At 46.6% G+C, this 17,648-nt stretch carries 16 protein-coding genes; 5 read left to right on the plus strand and 11 right to left on the minus strand.

Annotated features, from left to right (window positions below; genetic code table 11):
* Position 1 precedes the first annotated feature (1 nt).
* From CWE13_RS08240 to CWE13_RS08250, 3 genes are all read right to left on the minus strand, one after another.
* Positions 2-1,954 (minus strand): efflux RND transporter periplasmic adaptor subunit, encoded by a 1,953-nt coding sequence (locus tag CWE13_RS08240; RefSeq protein WP_126807641.1) that lies wholly within the window; start codon positions 1,952-1,954, stop codon positions 2-4.
* Positions 1,941-3,260 (minus strand): TolC family protein, encoded by a 1,320-nt coding sequence (locus CWE13_RS08245; RefSeq protein ID WP_126807643.1) that lies wholly within the window; start codon positions 3,258-3,260, stop codon positions 1,941-1,943. Before CWE13_RS08245 ends, CWE13_RS08240 begins: the two co-directional genes overlap by 14 nt.
* Before the next feature lie 71 nt (positions 3,261-3,331).
* Positions 3,332-3,796, minus strand: coding sequence for a hypothetical protein (locus CWE13_RS08250; RefSeq protein ID WP_126807645.1), 465 nt, complete (start codon positions 3,794-3,796; stop codon positions 3,332-3,334).
* A 271-nt stretch (positions 3,797-4,067) separates the two neighbouring features.
* Between CWE13_RS08250 and msrA the strand changes: the two genes are divergently transcribed.
* From msrA to CWE13_RS08265, 3 genes are all read left to right on the plus strand, one after another.
* Entirely contained in the window at positions 4,068-4,757 is a 690-nt protein-coding gene (msrA, locus tag CWE13_RS08255; protein ID WP_126807647.1) for a peptide-methionine (S)-S-oxide reductase MsrA, read from the plus strand.
* Positions 4,758-4,880: 123 nt separating this feature from the next.
* Positions 4,881-5,555, plus strand: coding sequence for a type 1 glutamine amidotransferase domain-containing protein (locus CWE13_RS08260; RefSeq protein ID WP_126807649.1), 675 nt, complete (start codon positions 4,881-4,883; stop codon positions 5,553-5,555).
* Between the two features lie 236 nt (positions 5,556-5,791).
* Positions 5,792-6,343: a fasciclin domain-containing protein gene (locus CWE13_RS08265; RefSeq protein WP_126807650.1), complete on the plus strand. Its 552-nt coding sequence runs from the start codon at positions 5,792-5,794 to the stop codon at positions 6,341-6,343.
* Between the two features lie 73 nt (positions 6,344-6,416).
* On the opposite strand, the gene CWE13_RS08270 is transcribed toward CWE13_RS08265, so the two are convergent.
* Entirely contained in the window at positions 6,417-7,295 is an 879-nt protein-coding gene (locus CWE13_RS08270; RefSeq protein WP_126807652.1) for an alpha/beta hydrolase, read from the minus strand.
* 334 nt (positions 7,296-7,629) lie between these two features.
* Between CWE13_RS08270 and CWE13_RS08275 the strand changes: the two genes are divergently transcribed.
* Entirely contained in the window at positions 7,630-9,357 is a 1,728-nt protein-coding gene (locus CWE13_RS08275) for a Na/Pi cotransporter family protein (RefSeq protein ID WP_126807654.1), read from the plus strand.
* A gap of 87 nt (positions 9,358-9,444) precedes the next feature.
* Here the strand turns inward: CWE13_RS08275 and CWE13_RS08280 are convergent, their stop codons facing one another.
* Together CWE13_RS08280 and CWE13_RS08285 are read right to left on the minus strand one after the other, a co-directional pair.
* Entirely contained in the window at positions 9,445-10,494 is a 1,050-nt protein-coding gene (locus CWE13_RS08280; RefSeq protein ID WP_126807656.1) for a GGDEF domain-containing protein, read from the minus strand.
* 41 nt (positions 10,495-10,535) lie between these two features.
* Positions 10,536-10,850 carry a hypothetical protein gene (locus tag CWE13_RS08285; RefSeq protein WP_126807658.1) on the minus strand — a complete coding sequence of 105 codons (315 nt, stop codon included), beginning with the start codon at positions 10,848-10,850 and terminating at the stop codon, positions 10,536-10,538.
* A 142-nt stretch (positions 10,851-10,992) separates the two neighbouring features.
* On the opposite strand from CWE13_RS08285, the gene CWE13_RS08290 reads away from it, so the two are divergent.
* Positions 10,993-11,784 (plus strand): thioesterase family protein, encoded by a 792-nt coding sequence (locus CWE13_RS08290; protein ID WP_126807660.1) that lies wholly within the window; start codon positions 10,993-10,995, stop codon positions 11,782-11,784.
* A 44-nt stretch (positions 11,785-11,828) separates the two neighbouring features.
* On the opposite strand, the gene CWE13_RS08295 is transcribed toward CWE13_RS08290, so the two are convergent.
* From CWE13_RS08295 to CWE13_RS08315, 5 genes are all read right to left on the minus strand, one after another.
* Entirely contained in the window at positions 11,829-12,638 is an 810-nt protein-coding gene (locus tag CWE13_RS08295) for a CLCA_X family protein (protein ID WP_126807661.1), read from the minus strand.
* A 15-nt stretch (positions 12,639-12,653) separates the two neighbouring features.
* The gene (locus CWE13_RS08300; RefSeq protein ID WP_126807663.1) at positions 12,654-13,607 is read right to left on the minus strand and encodes a vWA domain-containing protein; all 954 of its coding nucleotides are present in this window, start codon (positions 13,605-13,607) and stop codon (positions 12,654-12,656) included.
* Positions 13,607-14,665, minus strand: coding sequence for a vWA domain-containing protein (locus CWE13_RS08305; RefSeq protein ID WP_126807665.1), 1,059 nt, complete (start codon positions 14,663-14,665; stop codon positions 13,607-13,609). Before CWE13_RS08305 ends, CWE13_RS08300 begins: the two co-directional genes overlap by 1 nt.
* 11 nt (positions 14,666-14,676) lie before the next feature.
* Positions 14,677-15,450: a MotA/TolQ/ExbB proton channel family protein gene (locus CWE13_RS08310; RefSeq protein ID WP_126807667.1), complete on the minus strand. Its 774-nt coding sequence runs from the start codon at positions 15,448-15,450 to the stop codon at positions 14,677-14,679.
* Between the two features lie 191 nt (positions 15,451-15,641).
* Positions 15,642-17,636 (minus strand): SUMF1/EgtB/PvdO family nonheme iron enzyme, encoded by a 1,995-nt coding sequence (locus CWE13_RS08315; protein WP_126807669.1) that lies wholly within the window; start codon positions 17,634-17,636, stop codon positions 15,642-15,644.
* Between the last annotated feature and the right edge of the window lie 12 nt (positions 17,637-17,648).

Raw genomic sequence — 17,648 nt, forward strand, 5'->3', positions numbered from 1 at the left:
ACTAATGGCCTCCGTGATCATGGTTACGCTGATCACCCATATCGTCGGAGCCATGCGCTTCGTTGTCATGCCCAGAAAGCACGCCCTTGTTGTCGCCACAACGCAGCATCATGGCGCCATAGTATGGATTCAGTAGTTCGTCATCTTGCTGCAACCACGAAGCGCCTTGGCCACTGCGTGCCATGGGGCAGAACATGACGTGCAATTCACCTTCGTGATAGCCCGCTTCGGCGAGTGCAATCATGGCTTGCGAATGCTGATGAAATTGATTTCGTGCTGTGCTGATCGATGCAACATGATGAGCATGGCCGGCGCCAGTAGATAGCTGTTCAACAACAGCATTTAAACTATCAGGCCAATTCACCGCTGCTACCGATTCATGAAAATCCGTGGCAGCGGTTTGCCAATCAGCAAGATTATCGTTTTGCAGGGCTCCCCACATTTTGTGATATGCGGCGAATACTGGGGCTAATTCTGCAGAATCAACCTCATTTTGCGAAACGACCATGCCGCTATCGGAGGTATGTTCACTCTGTGCTGAATCATTATGTGCAGAATGATCAACGCCCTGTGCGCTGGCTGCCGGCTGATCAACCGAATTCCCGCCATGATGTTCATGGCCTGTTGCGCCGCCACCTTCGGGCGCCATCATGCTCGGCTGCCCACGTAATTGCAGCTCACTGTCAATCAAAAATGCACCACGGCTTACTACCAGCTCACCTTCGCTTAAGCCCGAAAGTACTTCGTAGCTATCGCCAAGTTTACGGCCCAGCTCAATAGTGCGGGCAGAAAAGCTGCCGGCTTGTTCCCCATCACGTACATAAACAACCGCACGTTTACCGGTAACTAAGGGCGCTGAAGCTGGAATCATTAGCATATTGCCAAGCGGTATTTGAATATTCGCGCTGGTAAAAGCACCAGCGGTTAATAACTGCTCACTTTCATCTATTGCCACGCGCACTTCGCGTGTGCGCCGATCCGCATCAATTCTTGGTGATACCGATATGATTTCGCCATGCACAGCGCTACCCGTTGCTTGCAAAGCAAACTCAATATGTTGGCCAACCGCTACTAACGCGAGATCCCGTTCAAAAACCTCAAAAACTGCCCACATTTTGTTGTTGTCGGCCAACTCAAATAGGCTATCCCCTGCATTTACATAATCGCCTTGAGCAACATTGCGGGTAACCACCAAGCCTGACGACGGCGAACGAATTAACACACGATCGCTTGCAGTGCCGCTTTCTACCACTGCATCAATTTGCGCCTGAGTTAAACCAAGCAGGCGTAACCGTTCACGCGCCGCCCGCAGTGTTGTTTGATTTGATTCTTGCAAAAACCCAGGGACCGTTGTGTCGGCATTTTTTTGCGCTTGCAATAGCTCTTGCTGAGCCACTAGTAATTCCGGGCTATAGATTTCTACTAGCGGATCATTCTGGTTTACGCTAGCGCCCGTAAAGTTAATGTATAAACGTTCTATACGCCCGCCCGTCCATGCACTAATACTGGTAAGTGCACGCTCATCAAACTCAAGCTGCCCCGTTACCCGGAGTTGTTGGTTGCCTTCTTTACGAACAACAGGCTGCGTTTGCACATTCAAAAGTGCCAAGCTGCGTTCCGAGAATTCAATATTGGTTGATGCGCTATCCTCGTTATTTCGGGCAACCGGTACCAATTCCATGCCGCAAATAGGGCAACGCTCGTTTGGATCTTCCGAACGAAAATGCGGGTGCATCGAGCAGGTATAAAGCTGCGCTTCTTCAACAAAAGGGTTTTCTGAGTTTTCACCCGCATGATCGTGATCGCTATGATCAACCGCTTGCGAATTTTCGATGGTTGCGGCGTGCGCATGCCCTGCTTTAGGCGTTTGAAAGGCGATCCCTAAAACCGTTGTAGCAATCACTATCAGCACAAACACCGCAGCGATAATTTTAACAAAATTAATGTTTTTCATTGGAAACCTCAGAATTAGCCCCAGAAGAGATCAGCGATTTAATAGCCGCTACGGCGGTAAGTTGATTAGCAAGTGCGCGGCGATAAGCCAATGCAAAACTCAGCCATTCTTGCTGGCTGGAAATAACATCGGTGTAACTCGCATTGCCGTTTTGATAGTTACTTAGAGAGGTGGCCACAGCTTGTTCCGCACGTGCGGTTAAAACCTTGCCGAATAATTCGCGATTACGTTCCGCTTCCCGCCATTGAAAGATGGCAATACTCAGATCCGCCTGAACTTCTAGCTGGCTCGAATAAAGCCGATGCTGCGCGGCTTGGTAAGCACTTTCTGCCGCTTCTCGTTGTGCTCTGTAATTTGAGCGCCAAATAGGTAACGACACCGAGGCCATTCCAGCAAACGTTCCTGAACCCATAGCTTCGTTCATGTATTCCACACCGACCATGAGTTTTGGTAATCCGGCGATTCCGGCGATATCACGCGCTACCGTTTGGCTTTCGATAGCAAATCGGCTAAGCGCCAATTGCGGGCTGTTTTCGTCGGCGAGCGCATATAAGGTTTCAATATCTGCCGGAAGTTTCGCGAAATTGCGATGGCTATCTACCAGCGAGTATTCCCCGGCGAGCGGTTCACGGCTATCACGCCCGAGTGCAGCGTTTAATCGTGCCCGTTGGGAAATTACCAACTGCTCTAGATTAAGTTGCTCAGCAAGGGCCGAATCTACTGCGTTCTGTGCACGCAACAAATCTGATAGGGAAACGGAACCCGTTGCGTAACTCTGTTCAGCCACCGCAGTAAATTGTTTTAATAACTGAATAAGTTCTTCTTGTAGAGCTTGGCTTTCGAGTACATAAAGATACTCTGCAAACGCAGCAACAACGTTTACCGATACCTCAGCTTTTACTGCATCCAACTGCGCCTGCGCCGATCGCTTTGCTATTTGCGCTTGTTCGATAGCCATGCCGCGGCGGTTGAACAAAGGAATTTCTTGCTCAACGCTGAGAGTTCTAAAATCAGAATTGTTTAACCCCTGAGCTACCGAGAACTGTGGATCAGCGAACGCTCCGGCAGACGTTAAAGCTGCATTGGCGCTTTCGATATCCGCCATTGCTGCTTTAACGCTAGGATGATGCTCATGGGCAAACGCAATAAACTCTGCAATATCCGCATCCACATGAATGTGCGCAGTTTCTGGACGTGTTAACGGTTCCGAGAAATCAGCATATTCAGGGCTATAACTTGCACAGCCGGTAATGGTAATGATGATCAGAGTAATGCTCGCGCACACCCGGATTCTTGGTAAAAACATGGAATATCTCCTGCATCAACAACACTCGAGTGAATTCGTGATGAATCACTCGAAACGAATCGAGTTGTAGATCAGGCGATAATAGGAGGAGGTGTTGGTTTACTGGTTAGTAATGAATAAAACGACGCGGCAAGTACCGATGATGAAAAGGCTTGAATGGGTGTATGTAAATTAAGGCTGTTAAGCGCTGCACTGCAGCCATGGCCAAACATTACACAATGGCCACAATCGGCAGGGCATTTAGTACCACAATCAGAAAGATCGTCACAACAATCAGCATCCGTGGTTTGCGTGTCAGTTGCGGTAACCTCCGCTACCTCAGAATGATGGCTTTGCGGCTCATGATTTTCTGTATGGTGCGCTTGGGTATCTTGATTCGACATGTCTACCATAGGCACTTCGGTGTTGCAGTGGCCATTGGTAGCTTCTTTTGTTGCTGGCATATGGTGCTCAGCGGCAGTTTCAGGTGTAACTAGGGTGGCAGAATCGCTATGGTGTTTCATTGTGTTTTGCGCGGGCATGTTTTGCATAGACATAGCTGAGCTGCTTCCAGAAAACGGAAGCAGAAAAAGCGAGCCTACCAAAAACAAAACAAACCAATTACGCATCTGATTCTCTATTTACCACTTGTTTATATTTACACCTATTATATGTATATACATCACTATACTGTGTAATTTCAGTATTTCAATTATTATTTGCACAGCGCCTGTAAAGATACATATTAAACAAAGCCAAATGCACAGAAGCCGCGTAACCATTGATAGTTGAGCTTTGCTTCAGAACCCAATCACATTAGGTGAAGGCATGAAAAAGATTATATTAATTAGTGTTTTATACACAGTACTCACAGCATCGAATGCGCTCGTTGGCGCAGTGTTCGGGCAAGATACGAATGCTGAAGGCGAAAAAGAGCGGGCGGTGGCAACTTTTGCCGGTGGCTGCTTTTGGTGCGTAGAAGAAGGGTTTGAGAAACTCTCGGGCGTGCATGAAGCCATATCTGGCTACACCGGGGGCCGAGAACGCAACCCCACGTATGAACAAGTAGCCGGCGGCCGAACCGGGCATACAGAAGCTGTGCAGGTATTCTATGATCCCGAACTAATCGAGTATGCTGGCTTACTCGAGGCATTTTGGCGTTTCATGGACCCAACAGATGCCGAAGGCCAATTTGTTGATCGGGGACAGCAATACCGCGCCGAAATTTTTTATCACAACGAAGAACAAAAGGCGTTGGCTGAGGCGTCGGTTCGAAAATTAAAAGCTACAGGGCCATTCACATCATCAATTGTTACGCCGGTTACCGAACTCGGGCGTTTCTACAAGGCTGAAGAATATCACCAAGATTATTACTCAAAAAATCCGATTCGTTATCGCTTTTACACCCGCAATTCAGGCCGTTATCAGTTCGTAGAATACTGGTGGGGTGATGATGCGAAGCAAGATTTTCAACAGTTTACCAATGCTGATTTGCTCAGTGAATACGGTGAAAAATAACTAAGCCCTTGATGATTAAGGTGTGTGCCCCAAGGTAATAGTTGTACAAACTTTTTAACGTGCATCGATTCTGAAATATCTTTTTTCAGCTACGCTAAGCGTTAACCCATATAAGGAAAAGCAATGAACATATTAATGATATTAACCTCACACGACGAGCTAGGTGATACCGGAAAGAAAACAGGTTTCTGGCTTGAGGAGTTCGCTTCTCCGTACTACGTATTCAAAGATTCCGGAGCAAATGTAACCTTGGCTTCGCCGAAAGGTGGTCAGCCTCCTTTAGACCCAGGAAGCGATACGCCAGATTTCCAAACAGATGCAACCGATCGTTTTGAAGGTGATATAACCGCAAAAACCGAACTCGCAACCACTAAGAAATTAAGTGATATCAATATCGATGATTTTGATGCGGTTTTTTATCCCGGTGGACATGGCCCTCTATGGGATTTAGCCGAAGATAAGCACTCTATAGCTCTAATTGAACAAGCAGTTTCCCAAAATAAACCCGTTGCTGCAGTTTGCCACGCACCTGCGGTATTTCGCCATACCAAAGCGAGCGATGGCGAAAGCTTAGTTAAAGGCCGTAAAGTAACAGGCTTCAGTAACAGTGAAGAAGCGGCGGTAGAGCTCACAGATATAGTGCCGTTTTTAGTAGAGGATATGCTGCAAGAAAACGGTGGAAGCTACTCAAAAGGCGAGGATTGGGGCCCTTATGTAGTTACCGATGACATTCTGGTTACGGGCCAAAACCCGGCTTCATCGGAAAATACAGCAAAAGCACTGCTTAAACTTTTATAAATTCATATTCGGGCGTAATTCATTGAAATTACGCCCGAATATCTACTTCCCAAAGCTCCTGATACAATTTCAATTCACTTCTCCGCGTAAAGGTTTGGTTAACAAACATCCAAATCTAATAATCCCTCGTAAACTTAACTGAACCACAAATACTGATTTTAATTCAGTAACTTGTTTGGCACTCGTGCAGCAAACCGCAGCACAGTGACGAAAGCAGTTAATTAATGGAGAATACTATGACTAAATTAACAACGATTGCTATGTCTATCGCCCTAGCGGGTAGTTTTGCTGTAAGCGGATTGGCTGTTGCTGACCATCACGGTGGTAACAAAGAACGCAGTGGTTACAGCATGGAAGAGAAAGCTGAGAAGAAAGGCACTATCGCTGAAATCGCAGCCAGCAACGGTAGCTTTGGTACGTTAGTAGCCGCATTAGATGCTGCTGATTTAGTAGAAGTGTTAAATGGTGAAGGCCCATTTACCGTTTTTGCACCAACTGATGAAGCCTTTGCGGCATTGCCAGAAGGCACAGTTGAAAGCTTGTTAGAGCCAGAAAATCGTGATCAGCTAATTGCCATCCTAACCTACCATGTTGTTTCTGGTAAGGTGATGAGCGCAGATTTAGCGGGTGAACAAACGGATGCCGATACGGTTGAAGGTTCTTCGCTAAGCATCGATGCCACCGGTTACGGTGTAACCGTTAACGGCGCAAACGTAGTAACGGCCGATATCGAAGCTGATAATGGTGTGATTCATGTTATCGATGCTGTTTTGATGCCAGGTAACTAAGTACTAACAATTCCAGTAGATACTCGAAAGGCTGTAGCTTTATTGCTACAGCCTTTTTTATGTTTGGTGTGTGCTATTCACAGGGCAAGTTGAGCTCACGCTCTTCCAAATACGCCTGAATATCTGCGTACACTGGCGTTAAAAAACGGAGTGGGCTTGCCAAGCTCGCTACCACTGAGGCATGTCGAGTACTGCTATATAAATGCATAGTTACCGGAACACCTAACTCTGTTAAACGTTTTTGCAGCTTCTCTGCATGCGCTGGTTCTGCAACTGTATCGGCCTCACCGTGGATAAGCAGTGTCGGTGGCATACGTTCTGTGGCAAGCGCTACAGGGTTCGCCTCATTGCCCTTTACTTGGCTAAACTTATCTTTCACACGGTCGTGATCCAGCGGTAGATCATAAGGACCAGAAAGCGCTAATAATGCCGCAATTTCGATGTCGCTCGCGTTGTGTTGTTGAAAGTATTGATTATCGGCAGCAAGAAGTGCTGCGGTATGGGCGCCCGCCGAGTGGCCGGCTAAAATGATGCTATCGCCTAACCCGCAATTTTCCGGCAAATGATTCCTCATGTCACCTACGGCCATAGCAACATCGTTTACAAAGGCAGGAAATTCAACGTCGGGATATAAACGGTAATTAGGTATCAGCGTAATATAACCCAAACGCGCGAATGCCTGACCAACAAACTCAAACTCTTCTTTACTACCTTGATCCCAAGCCCCACCATAAACAAACACGAAAACGTGTTGATTGTATTTTCCATCGGCGGGAAGATATAGATCCATAGCCTGCCGCGGTTCATCGCCGTAAGCGATATCGGTTTTTACAGAGTAGGCTCCTGAGGGTACTACTGAGTTCAACACGCTTATCGGTTGGCATGCCGTTATTAATGTCACCACAAGCAACAACACCGCAAGTAAACCAAGTTGTGGATAATAAGATTGCATTCCGTACTCCTCATGTTCCGGCAAGAACTCCAACCGTTAAATACGGGATTACAGAAGCCGATTGTTCTTACTTTACCGCAAAGTTTCCCCAAACATTAAAATCAATGCATATTTTTTTATGACAGTTTCATGACTGTAATTTCGGTGTTTTAGTTACATATCAAAAGGTTGCGCTCAAACTACGGAAAATTAATACAAACTTTCAACCCGACAGCGATTTCAATTCCGGATAATGCTCTATAAAATGCCGGTACAAACTAAGTAGTCACGCAATCCGTGTCGATTATTCTGGCAGTGTTGCCAACAAAAGCACGCCACATCAAAGGCTTAACCTATGAGTTATTCATTATTTGATTTTCTACAACTAGTTGGTTCATTGGGTATTTTCATATTTGGTATGAAAATTTTCAGTGAAGGTTTACAAAAAATTGCAGGTAGCCGGTTAAAAGGCATCGTTTCGGGCATGACCCGGAACCGGTTAACTGGTGTGGTAACCGGGTTCGGTACCACCGCCATCACGCAATCATCAACAACAACAACGGTTATGGCGGTAAGCTTCGTAAACGCAGGGCTGCTTACCTTTGTGCAATCAACCGGCGTAATTATGGGGGCCAACATTGGCACCACTATTACGGCATGGATGGTGGCACTGTTCGGTTTCAAATTCCAAATTACACCAATCGCATTGGCAGTAATTGGTATTTTCTTTGCGTTCCTATTCTCTAGCAACAACCGCATGCGGAATATCGCAGAGGCCATGGTTGGCTTTGGTATCTTGTTTATCGGCCTTGAGTTTATTAAAGGTGCGGTTCCTGATATCAACAGTAATCCAGAAATACTAGCATTCATGGATGCTTTCAGTGATTACGGCTACTTATCGTTAATTATCTTCGTGCTCGCCGGTACCGTGTTAACGCTGCTTACCCAATCATCGTCGGCAGCCACTACCATTACCCTAGTCATGTTGTTCGAGGGATGGATATCCTTCCCTATCGCAGCAGCCATGATATTAGGTGAGAATATAGGTACTACTGTAACGGCGAATATTGCCGCCTTAGTGGGGAATGTGCAGGCGAAGAGGGCCGCGAGGTTCCACTTCTTCTTCAATATCATTGGCGTTATTTGGATGATGATACTGATCTATCCAGTTATCATGCTCATTGATAATTTAACCCAGTATATCTCCGAGAACCCTATTTCAATTCTCAGTGATGATGAATCGGTTAGGGGAAATGCGGCGCTCGCTTTATCGTTCTTCCATACTTTCTTTAACGTGATGAACGTTATACTTCTATTCGCCTTTGTGCCGATGATTATTCGTTTCGTTGAATATATTCAGCCCGATAAAAAAGGCGAAGAAGAGTTTCACTTGCGATATATCAGTGCAGGCCCAATGACATCACCTGGGTTCTCCATTGAACAAGCGCATAAAGAAACGCAGCATTTAGCAGATATTATCGAGAAAATGCATCAGGCCTTAACCGAGCTAGCTACGAACCCGAAAGCGGATAGAGCTGTGCTTCTGGAAAAAATACGCAACTACGAAGAAGCTACCGATGTTTTAGAAATTGAAATTTCTGATTATCTAGTTCGAGTAAGCGAGCATACCAACCTAGAGCGTTCACAAAGCGAACGTATTCGTTTCATGCAAACCATGATCAACGATATGGAGCGTATTGCAGATATCTATTTCCAGGTATCTCTACTGACTGAACGTTTAGTAGCATCACGTAATGATTGGCCTGAAGAAGCGTTACAAGAATTGGCGGAAATGCTTGAAACGGTCAACAATGCGGTTGTCACCATGAAAGAAAACGTGTCACAAGAACCTGAAGATGCGGATCTTGAAAAAGCATTGGTGCAAGAAGAAGCGGTTGATCGGTGCCGCGATATGTACCGCGCCAGCCACTATTTACGTCTTGAAAGTGGGAATTATCCAGCCCGCTCAGGCGTGCTATTCATGGACATGCTGAATCGCTTAGAGCGGATTGGCGACCATATCTTGAATGTGAATGAATCGGCTGCAGGCCGTCGCTTAAAGGCGAGCCGCATCGAAGATTAAACATCGAGTATGGTTCGCGGGGCTTCGGCTTCGCACACAAAAAACGGGCTACTTCAGTATGAAGTGCCCGTTTTTTATATTTGCTATTTAGGCATGCATTACACAATTGCGCCCATTTTCTTTTGCTTTATACAACGCATCATCGGCGCGCCCGAGCGCTTCGGTTACCGGCATATACTTATTTATTTCCGCAACACCAATACTCACCGTTATAGTTAAATTTGCTGTCGACACCTCTCGTTCAATCTGTTCACGTAAGCTATTCGCTAATTGTATGGCCGACGCTAAATCAGTTTGGGGGCAGAGTAGTAGGAATTCCTCACCACCCCAACGCCCAACTTCATCAGTTTTGCGCACGCTATTGCTCAATACAGACGCTACTTTTTGGAGCACTTGATCACCGTGCAGATGGCCAAAATTATCATTAACCCGTTTGAAGTAATCAATATCAATTAACATCACTACGAAAGGCTGATCTAATCGCTGCAAATAAGCCATTTGCATCTCCAGAATACTATCGAGCTTGGCGCGATTATGAAGCCCGGTGAGTTTATCTGTGATAGATAGCCGTTCCATTTCTGCAAATGCAGCTTCACGCGAACCTTCATAGTGCCGAAAGATCAGCCAATGGCCGAGCAGCACCTCGGTGATATTCAAAAATGCTCCGGTAGAAAACGCCGTACTCGGTAAATTGGGCATTTGCCAAAATAGAAATGTGAGCAAGCTAACAAAGGTAGCGCCTGTTAACCATGAACCGGCCCGCTTACCGAGTAAAAAGAATGCAATAGGTGGCAAAACAGTAATCCAAATGAGTGAGTAGGCACCACCTTTGGCGAGCAAGATAAACGAGAAGAGATTAAAAATAACAGCCGCACACAGTAGCCAAGAAGCAACCAATAAGTGACCGGTGCGACGATACAACCAGCCAATCAAAATAGCTGAAATCATAGATGTATAGTTAAACGAAGCGATTTGCCAGCTATCGAAGGTTACAACATTGATGGTGCCGATTACGGCCGAAAAAATGAAGATTATTATTAATAGTGATTTCAATAGGCTGCGTTGGTGGCGAGCAGGATCGTGAACGAGTTGAAAAGGGGTCTGAACATTCATGTTTTGTGCGATGTGATTATTCAATGTATCAGCCTTTTAGTAGCGGTACTTGGCGCGTTTACTGCCTAAATAAAAGAATACACAAAGGTTGCAAAAACATACAGATATAATGCGCTAAGCACGATATTGCTAATAAAAATACAGTACCAGAACGGCGTGTTAATGCCATTTTCAGCTCGCTTTTCTGCAGAGCAGAGTACGATAGTCGAGCCTATAGAAAACACCGCTGAAGCCACTAGCAACGGCAACGAAATTAACGCCGCGAACAACAGCACACCCCCGCTGGGCGCAGCACTCATGGAAGCTTGCGCTTGCATGAGCCAATGCACTGCAATCGCAATTAATGCTGCTGCTAACGCTAATAGTTGAATCTTTTTCATGTTAAATACCAAGAATCATGAATTTAGCTCATCTTAATAGAATGCTTTTGTATTACAAAGCCTAGTTTAGGCTGGAATTCAAAGCTTGTTGTGGTTAAACTCATCGATAAAATCAAACGCTCGTTTTAAAATGGATGATCACATGCAGTTCTCAGAAGTATTAGCCTCCATTGGTTCCGAAGCGAACCAAACATTGCATTTGCCTGAAGGTTGGAATCAAGGCCGAGCTCTATTTGGTGGCCTTACCGCGGGTATAACCTACCAACATGCTTTAAATGGTGTGAACCCAAATCAGCAAGTTCGTGCGCTTACCATTTCTTTCGTAGGCCCGTTAGCTGCTGGGAAAGCGCAACTAAAACGTAGAATTCTTCGTGAAGGAAAAAACGTTACACAAGTAAGTATCGAGATTGAGCAAGATAATGCAGTAATGCTCAGCGCCTTAGTAACCTTCGGGTTATCGCGCCCTTCAGCGGTTAAAGTAACCGATACGCCAACCGCAAAAGTGCCTCCCCGCGAACAAGGCCCAGCTTTCCCTAGATCAAAGCTAAGCCCCGAATTTACGAACCACTACGATTATCGTGTAAGTGTGGGCGGAATGCCATTTAGCAATAACCCATCGCGTGAATTTGGCGGGTGGATGCGCTACTCGCAAGAAGATAGCCCTATTGATATTGGTTTGTTCCTAGGTTTAGTAGACGCATGGCCACCGGCTGTGTTGCCGCACCTTGATGCCCCCGCGCCCGCCAGCTCACTTACTTGGACGATAGAATTTCCTGAGCCACTGCCAACCACAAAGCGCACCAGCGATTGGTGGCAATATGTGGCATACATTGATTATGCCGCCGATGGGTATGGCCATACTCATTCACATATTTGGGATAATGATGGCAAGTTAGTGGCAATTAGCCGACAAACGGTTACCGTTTTTGGCTAAGTTGATGGCCAATAAACCCTGTTGAATTAAGCCTAAATTAGGTATTAAGAGAGCACCGATTGCCTATCTAAGGCATTACCTAAGGCAGCGAAATAACGAAGCCAGGCTTTTTGTAGTTGAGCATTCAGCGCACTTGCTGGGTATAAACCTGCAAGTGCCGTTTCACTCTTTAAACAGCCTGAAACTAAAAAGTGATTCTTCTGCGGTAAGGTCTGTATGGCCTTTTCAAATCCTCTAGCCGCGAGTTCTTCTGGCAAGCTGAAATACAATGATTTATTGGCGGCATCAACGGCTTGGCAATGGCTTACAAATTCATTGGCGGCATCACCTTCAGCAGTTAAAAACAACGTCCGGTATGCATTGTGCAGTAACTTGTTTAAAGCATGCGGGTGATAATCATCTCGTTGCAACCAAGTGCTGCTGGCAAATGCATTCTTTTTCTTTATCTCAGGAAAAAGCTTGTTAGCAATATAGTGATCAAAGGCGTGAAACCATTCATGCGCCAAGCTACCGCCGCCAGCATTTTTAGTAAGGGCCAGAATACGGCCGGTGGGTTGATAATGCGCAGAAGCACCAAGTTGCCCGCCACTACCAAACGTAAGTGCCACTTCTCCATTCATAGAGATAACGGCAGGCGGTACTGCTAATATTTGCTGTAGATCACAGAGTGCATCATAGAATAAGTTAGCGCTTACTTGCTCTTCTTCGGCGGTTACCCAACGCCCAATTTTAATTCGATAAAAATAGAAGCGTTGTACAATATCGCGGAAACTCACATTTTCACCCCGGCGATGATCAGGGCCATTCCGATAAAACGCTCGCGGTGAACGCGTTGATTGTGTACTGCTTTGCATTATTTGTTTGCCAATTTAATTCGGTAACCCTACAAAAGCGCCCCGGTTTCGTTTCGCTACAGCTTGCATGAAAGCCGAAAATTGCGCGGCATTACCATAGCTGGCACGATGAAAGCCAATGCCGTGAATCCTGAACCGGGCGGTTCCGTTGGGCCGCATATTCGCTTGCGTAATCTCAGTAACCACCTGATCGAGTGTTCCCGGGCGGAAATCATCGCCAAACACATATAAGCTTACTTTATCTTGTTCGTTTTTATACAGCTCAATCGCCCGCAGAATACCCACCTCTGGTGCACTTGCTCCACCTCGGAATCCTGCTAAGCCTTGAATAGCACGCTGGCGCATCGTCGTTGTGTCGGGTAGCCAACGTCCTTCTTGGCCCGAGTACATAAAACTGCCATCGGCGGCCATAATCTGGAAGCCCTTCATTTCCGGATGGCTTGCGATAATATCTTCTACTACACGCGTTACTTGCCGCCAACCTTGATCGGCCGACATCGAGCCTGAATTATCGATTACAAAAATCACATAATCGGCATCGGTTGGTATACCACCCGCTTCTGGGGAAGGCTCATCAGCAGAACTAGGTACATTCAACCGAGCTTGCTCAAAACGAATTTCATTCCGCAGCGATTGTGCCTGCCGCCTCACCTGGGCAATGCTCTCTTGCGCCCGCGGTATAGATTGCTCTAACGCTTCGGCATCGGTTTCATCGGCACTGGCGGCTGCTATTGCTTCATCTAAGGTTTCTAACTCATTATTTAAACGCGCGCTGAGATCAGCAACACGATTCTGTGCGGCAAGTAATTGCTCAATACGCACCGTAACTTCCGAAGCGGATGCATCCGAGGGCACATCTGCGTTCCGAGCTAACAGCACAAGCAGCACTACTGCACCAAATGCACACGAAATAATATCTAAAAAAGATAGGCTAAAAATTTCTACCGGAGCCCGTTTCACTCTACGCATTATGGCCACTCCTGCGAAGGTGCCAAGAATCGGCCTTGTGTTGAGTTGGCCCATTCCCAATACATTGACGGTGCGAAAGGGTCGCCCTCTAGCGGCAATAAAATAATGTTCATTCGATAATTACCGGGCACACGCTTCACCGTTTCCAGTAACAGTTCTTGCCGGCATTCAGAGGATATTGAACGTTGCCGAGAAATGAAGTTTCGACAACGCAAACCCAAACCTTCACCCAAAGTAGGTAAACCATCAGTTACTAGGTATATATCCGTAATATTTGGGTTAGCCGCCAACAGCGTTTGCATACCGAGTAATAAATTCGTACCGCCGTCCGGTGTTACATCATCTATTTCATCGGCAATTTGCCGCAACGAGCTAGTAGCCGGCACAGGGTTTACATTGTTCGGGCCCAACACGCTCGCCGAATCAGAAAAGCTAACTACGGTAACGCGGGAGGTTTCCGGCAAACGTGCGAGCAACCATTTAGCGGCGCGCACATTGCGTTGCCATTTAGCGGTGCGCTTACGTTGTTCCGGTGCATAGCTCAAGGCCAACAGCACATCCACCAGGCTATCACCCATCATGGAGGCTGATTTATCGAATAAGATACCAATTTGCCGGCCTTCAACCACCATGCCCGTAATGTAGTTTTCTTCACCGGTACCACTTAACCGAATATTCGAATCTGGTGTTTCGATGTCTGCCAAGGCGGCAAGCTGCTCTTCAAGATCTGCAATAACCGCAAGCTCAGTCGATAATTGCTGCAGCAGTTGCTGTTGTTGCGCCAAGGTAAGCTGTTGTGCCTCTTGCGAGCCATCTTGCCTTGCTTGCTCTTCGGCAATCGCGGCGAGAGTGGCTTCAATCGCTTCTGAGATTTCAATTTCGTCGCTGGTTGCCGCAGCAATTTCCGCATCTAAGCGATTTAATTCATCGCTCGGGTCGATAGTTGCCGCGTAAAAATCAACGAGGATAAAAATTAAAATAACCGCACCCAAACCACATGCCATAACATCGAGAAATGACATATTAAAAGCATCGTTATTTCGCCGCTTCAAACGCATAAAAAGTTCGCCTAGTTATGCAGGTGAGAAAGCAGATTTTTTTCGCAAGAGCCCTGGATTTTTAACACCATGGCATCTTGTCGGCTGTTCAGTAAATGCATAACGTACATCAACAATACCGAAATCAATAAGGCTACTAATGTTGAGTTAAACGCTAATCCAAGCGATGCCGTCATGCCCGAAATATCACCGGCTAACGCATCATCAGCTTGCGCTAATGCTTGCCCGATGCCGCGCACAGTGCCTACGAAACCTAAGCTTGGAATCGCCCAAATTAAAAAGCGCACCATATTATTCCCGCTTTCCAATTGCGCCGACACATTATCAACCGACGATTCAATCGCATCGGCAGCATGCTGTACGTTCTTCGTGTGTTTAAAGCGGCGAATGCAGCTAATCCATGTAGCGAGGGCTGGGTTTTCTCGATACTTCGAGCTTTCCAATTGGCTAAGTGCCAAATTTACATTCAGCGGCTCCGATTTATCGTGTTCAGCTAAGAAATCTTGGCTATAAATGGCTTCTTCATCAACTAAGCGCCAAATTTTATAGGCCATCAAGAAGATACAAACCAGCATTAGCGATATACAAATTTGCTGCTCTACGCCGTTCAAAATTACCCACAACGATGATAATGCAATCGTGCCTTCAGCATTCACCAACTGCTCAGCTGCGGGCCTAACCATGCCAGCATAAAATAACTGCACCAAGGTAAATGAAATGGCCACTACAATAAAACTCACCAGTACGCCTGGGTTCATTGATGCATTCGGATTATTGATTTTCATATGCTTAGCCTAATTGTAGTATTCGTGCCGATGGTTAAATATTAGTCGGGAAATCTTGTGGCGCATCAAGCGACACAAAGTACGCCATAGCACTGGCTCCGGCCAACGCTAAAATGAGTATCGAAATTATGATAATTAATCGTCTTTTCACTTTTTCACCTGTAACAAATCCTGATAAAACGCGGCCCACATTAGTTATGGTAACGCGCGATGCGGAAACCTATATCAGCCGCCGGTTCTGTGCCTTGTGCACGCGCGCTTGCGCGCAACAATTCCAGTTGTCCCGTAAGGTATGAAGCGCCCTTAACCACGCGGCCGTTGCCATTGTCTGGGCCTAAATAATCTTCCGCAGTAGGCGCGATATTTCCGTTACTTATTGGTTGTAACTGATAGTAATCATGCACCCACTCACGCACATTGCCCGCCAGATCATAAAATCCATTTCTATCCGCAGGATAACTCCCTACCGGCGCTTTGCCTTTGTGTTCATCTTCATAATCGCGGAGCACAAAGGTTTGTTCGCCGCGTAACGATTCATCGGCGAAGTTAGCTTGGTTATCACGCAATACCGATTGATTACCCCAAATGTATTGCGTGCGTGCTGCGCGGCGAAAATGTTTCGCTACAAATTCCCACTCGGCTTCGCTAGGCAAGCGATAGCCACGTGAATCAAGGCGCACATCAACCAACGTATCGCCCCGAATAATATAGAATGGCAATAAACCTTCTTGTGCACTCAGCCAATTCGTGAAGCGTGCAGCATCGAGCCAACTCACATTCGTTACCGGTAGCTCGCTGGTAGTATCGCCTTGGCCGGTAAATCGGGCATATTGCCCCTCTGTGATTTCATGGGTGGAAAGCCAAATATTCCGGGTAAAGGTTACCGGGCGCTCCACTTCGTTTCGATTTCGGCCACTTTCACTCAGCGGCGAACCCATCGTAAATGCTTGTAAACTTACCGGTAACAGGTTAATTCCAATCGTATTGGCAAATAACGGGCGCCCTTCCGCTCTACGAGCATCGAACTCCGTTAGTAACTCGGCAGTAACGTTTCGCTCCGCCGATGCTGATGGCCGAACTTCTAATTGCAAAGTACGGTAACCTTCTCGCCGGAATTCAACGATTTGCGGCACGGTTTGTAAACTTAGCTGCAATGGCACTCGCCCTTGCGCAGCGCCATTAATGTAAACGTCTGCAGGCACATTGGCGGCGATATTCACCGTACCCATTTGCATTCGCAGATTAAATGGCACCGTGCTCTCTTCTCCGGGCGCGAGCTCAATACGTTCAGAAGCGGGCCAATAACCTTCTTTTTCATAACGTACCAGCAAGGTTTGATTGGCGTTCACCCGGGCCGGGCTTGCTATTGGTTGCTCGTTTACCGTGAGAATACCCCCAGTGGGTTGTATGGCTGCACGCAACGTAGCTTTTAATAATTCCAACTGATAATTTCGTGTGGCGCGTTCGTTACCCACACTTAGCCGCACCGTATCGGTTACCGGTTCGTAACCTTCGGCCTCAAGCCGAATGTCGTAGCTACCACCATTACGTGTTAATCGTAACGGCGTGTTTCCCACCACTTCGCCATCGAGCGAAACTTCAGCGCCTACGGGCACTGAGTTTATTTGCATCTCACCTACAACCGGCTTTAATGAAAACTCATGGCTCAGCTGCTGACCTTTAGAAGCGGTAATGATAGTACTTTGCGGTTGATAAAACGGGTGCGCAACAGATAACTCAAATTCGCCTTCCGGAAGTTCAACCCGAAAATTTGCGCCCTCATCAAGGGTTACGCCATCGATTTGCCATAATGCATCGGTAATATTTGGGGTGATAGTGGCAACGAGTACCGCAGGTTGCGGCTTCAGCGTTACCTCAATATTGCTTGCTGTGCTGCTATCTACATTAACATCTTGGCTAATATACAATGGCGCGCGTACCTCTATGGTGGAATTGCTACCCAATAAGTAAAGCTTATTACCGAGCATGAAACCAGCGCCAGAAACGGTGCGAAATTCCGCCTGCTCTCGGGCTTCGCTAGGCGCAACAATGACAGTGAAGCCTTGCAACAAGAACAGCCAAAACAAATACACGGCAAGTACAATCACCAATGCACTTCCGCTTAATATCGCAAATAATCGGTGTTTACGTACGCCAGAATCAATGGCGCTATCAAGTGCGTTCAACCTTTACTCCTT

Origin of the sequence: Aliidiomarina shirensis (assembly GCF_003987345.1) — a bacterium.
Classification (GTDB): Bacteria; Pseudomonadota; Gammaproteobacteria; order Enterobacterales; family Alteromonadaceae; genus Aliidiomarina; species Aliidiomarina shirensis.

Excerpts from the sequence above, each read along its gene's own strand:
- CWE13_RS08240 (WP_126807641.1), bottom strand. The coding sequence starts at position 1,954 with ATGAAAAACATTAATTTTGTTAAAATTATCGCTGCGGTGTTTGTGCTG.
- CWE13_RS08245 (WP_126807643.1), bottom strand. The coding sequence starts at position 3,260 with ATGTTTTTACCAAGAATCCGGGTGTGCGCGAGCATTACTCTGATCATC.
- CWE13_RS08250 (WP_126807645.1), bottom strand. The coding sequence starts at position 3,796 with ATGTCTATGCAAAACATGCCCGCGCAAAACACAATGAAACACCATAGC.
- msrA (WP_126807647.1), top strand. The coding sequence starts at position 4,068 with ATGAAAAAGATTATATTAATTAGTGTTTTATACACAGTACTCACAGCA.
- CWE13_RS08260 (WP_126807649.1), top strand. The coding sequence starts at position 4,881 with ATGAACATATTAATGATATTAACCTCACACGACGAGCTAGGTGATACC.
- CWE13_RS08265 (WP_126807650.1), top strand. The coding sequence starts at position 5,792 with ATGACTAAATTAACAACGATTGCTATGTCTATCGCCCTAGCGGGTAGT.
- CWE13_RS08270 (WP_126807652.1), bottom strand. The coding sequence starts at position 7,295 with ATGCAATCTTATTATCCACAACTTGGTTTACTTGCGGTGTTGTTGCTT.
- CWE13_RS08275 (WP_126807654.1), top strand. The coding sequence starts at position 7,630 with ATGAGTTATTCATTATTTGATTTTCTACAACTAGTTGGTTCATTGGGT.
- CWE13_RS08285 (WP_126807658.1), bottom strand. The coding sequence starts at position 10,850 with ATGAAAAAGATTCAACTATTAGCGTTAGCAGCAGCATTAATTGCGATT.
- CWE13_RS08290 (WP_126807660.1), top strand. The coding sequence starts at position 10,993 with ATGCAGTTCTCAGAAGTATTAGCCTCCATTGGTTCCGAAGCGAACCAA.
- CWE13_RS08295 (WP_126807661.1), bottom strand. The coding sequence starts at position 12,638 with ATGCAAAGCAGTACACAATCAACGCGTTCACCGCGAGCGTTTTATCGG.
- CWE13_RS08300 (WP_126807663.1), bottom strand. The coding sequence starts at position 13,607 with ATGCGTAGAGTGAAACGGGCTCCGGTAGAAATTTTTAGCCTATCTTTT.
- CWE13_RS08305 (WP_126807665.1), bottom strand. The coding sequence starts at position 14,665 with ATGCGTTTGAAGCGGCGAAATAACGATGCTTTTAATATGTCATTTCTC.
- CWE13_RS08310 (WP_126807667.1), bottom strand. The coding sequence starts at position 15,450 with ATGAAAATCAATAATCCGAATGCATCAATGAACCCAGGCGTACTGGTG.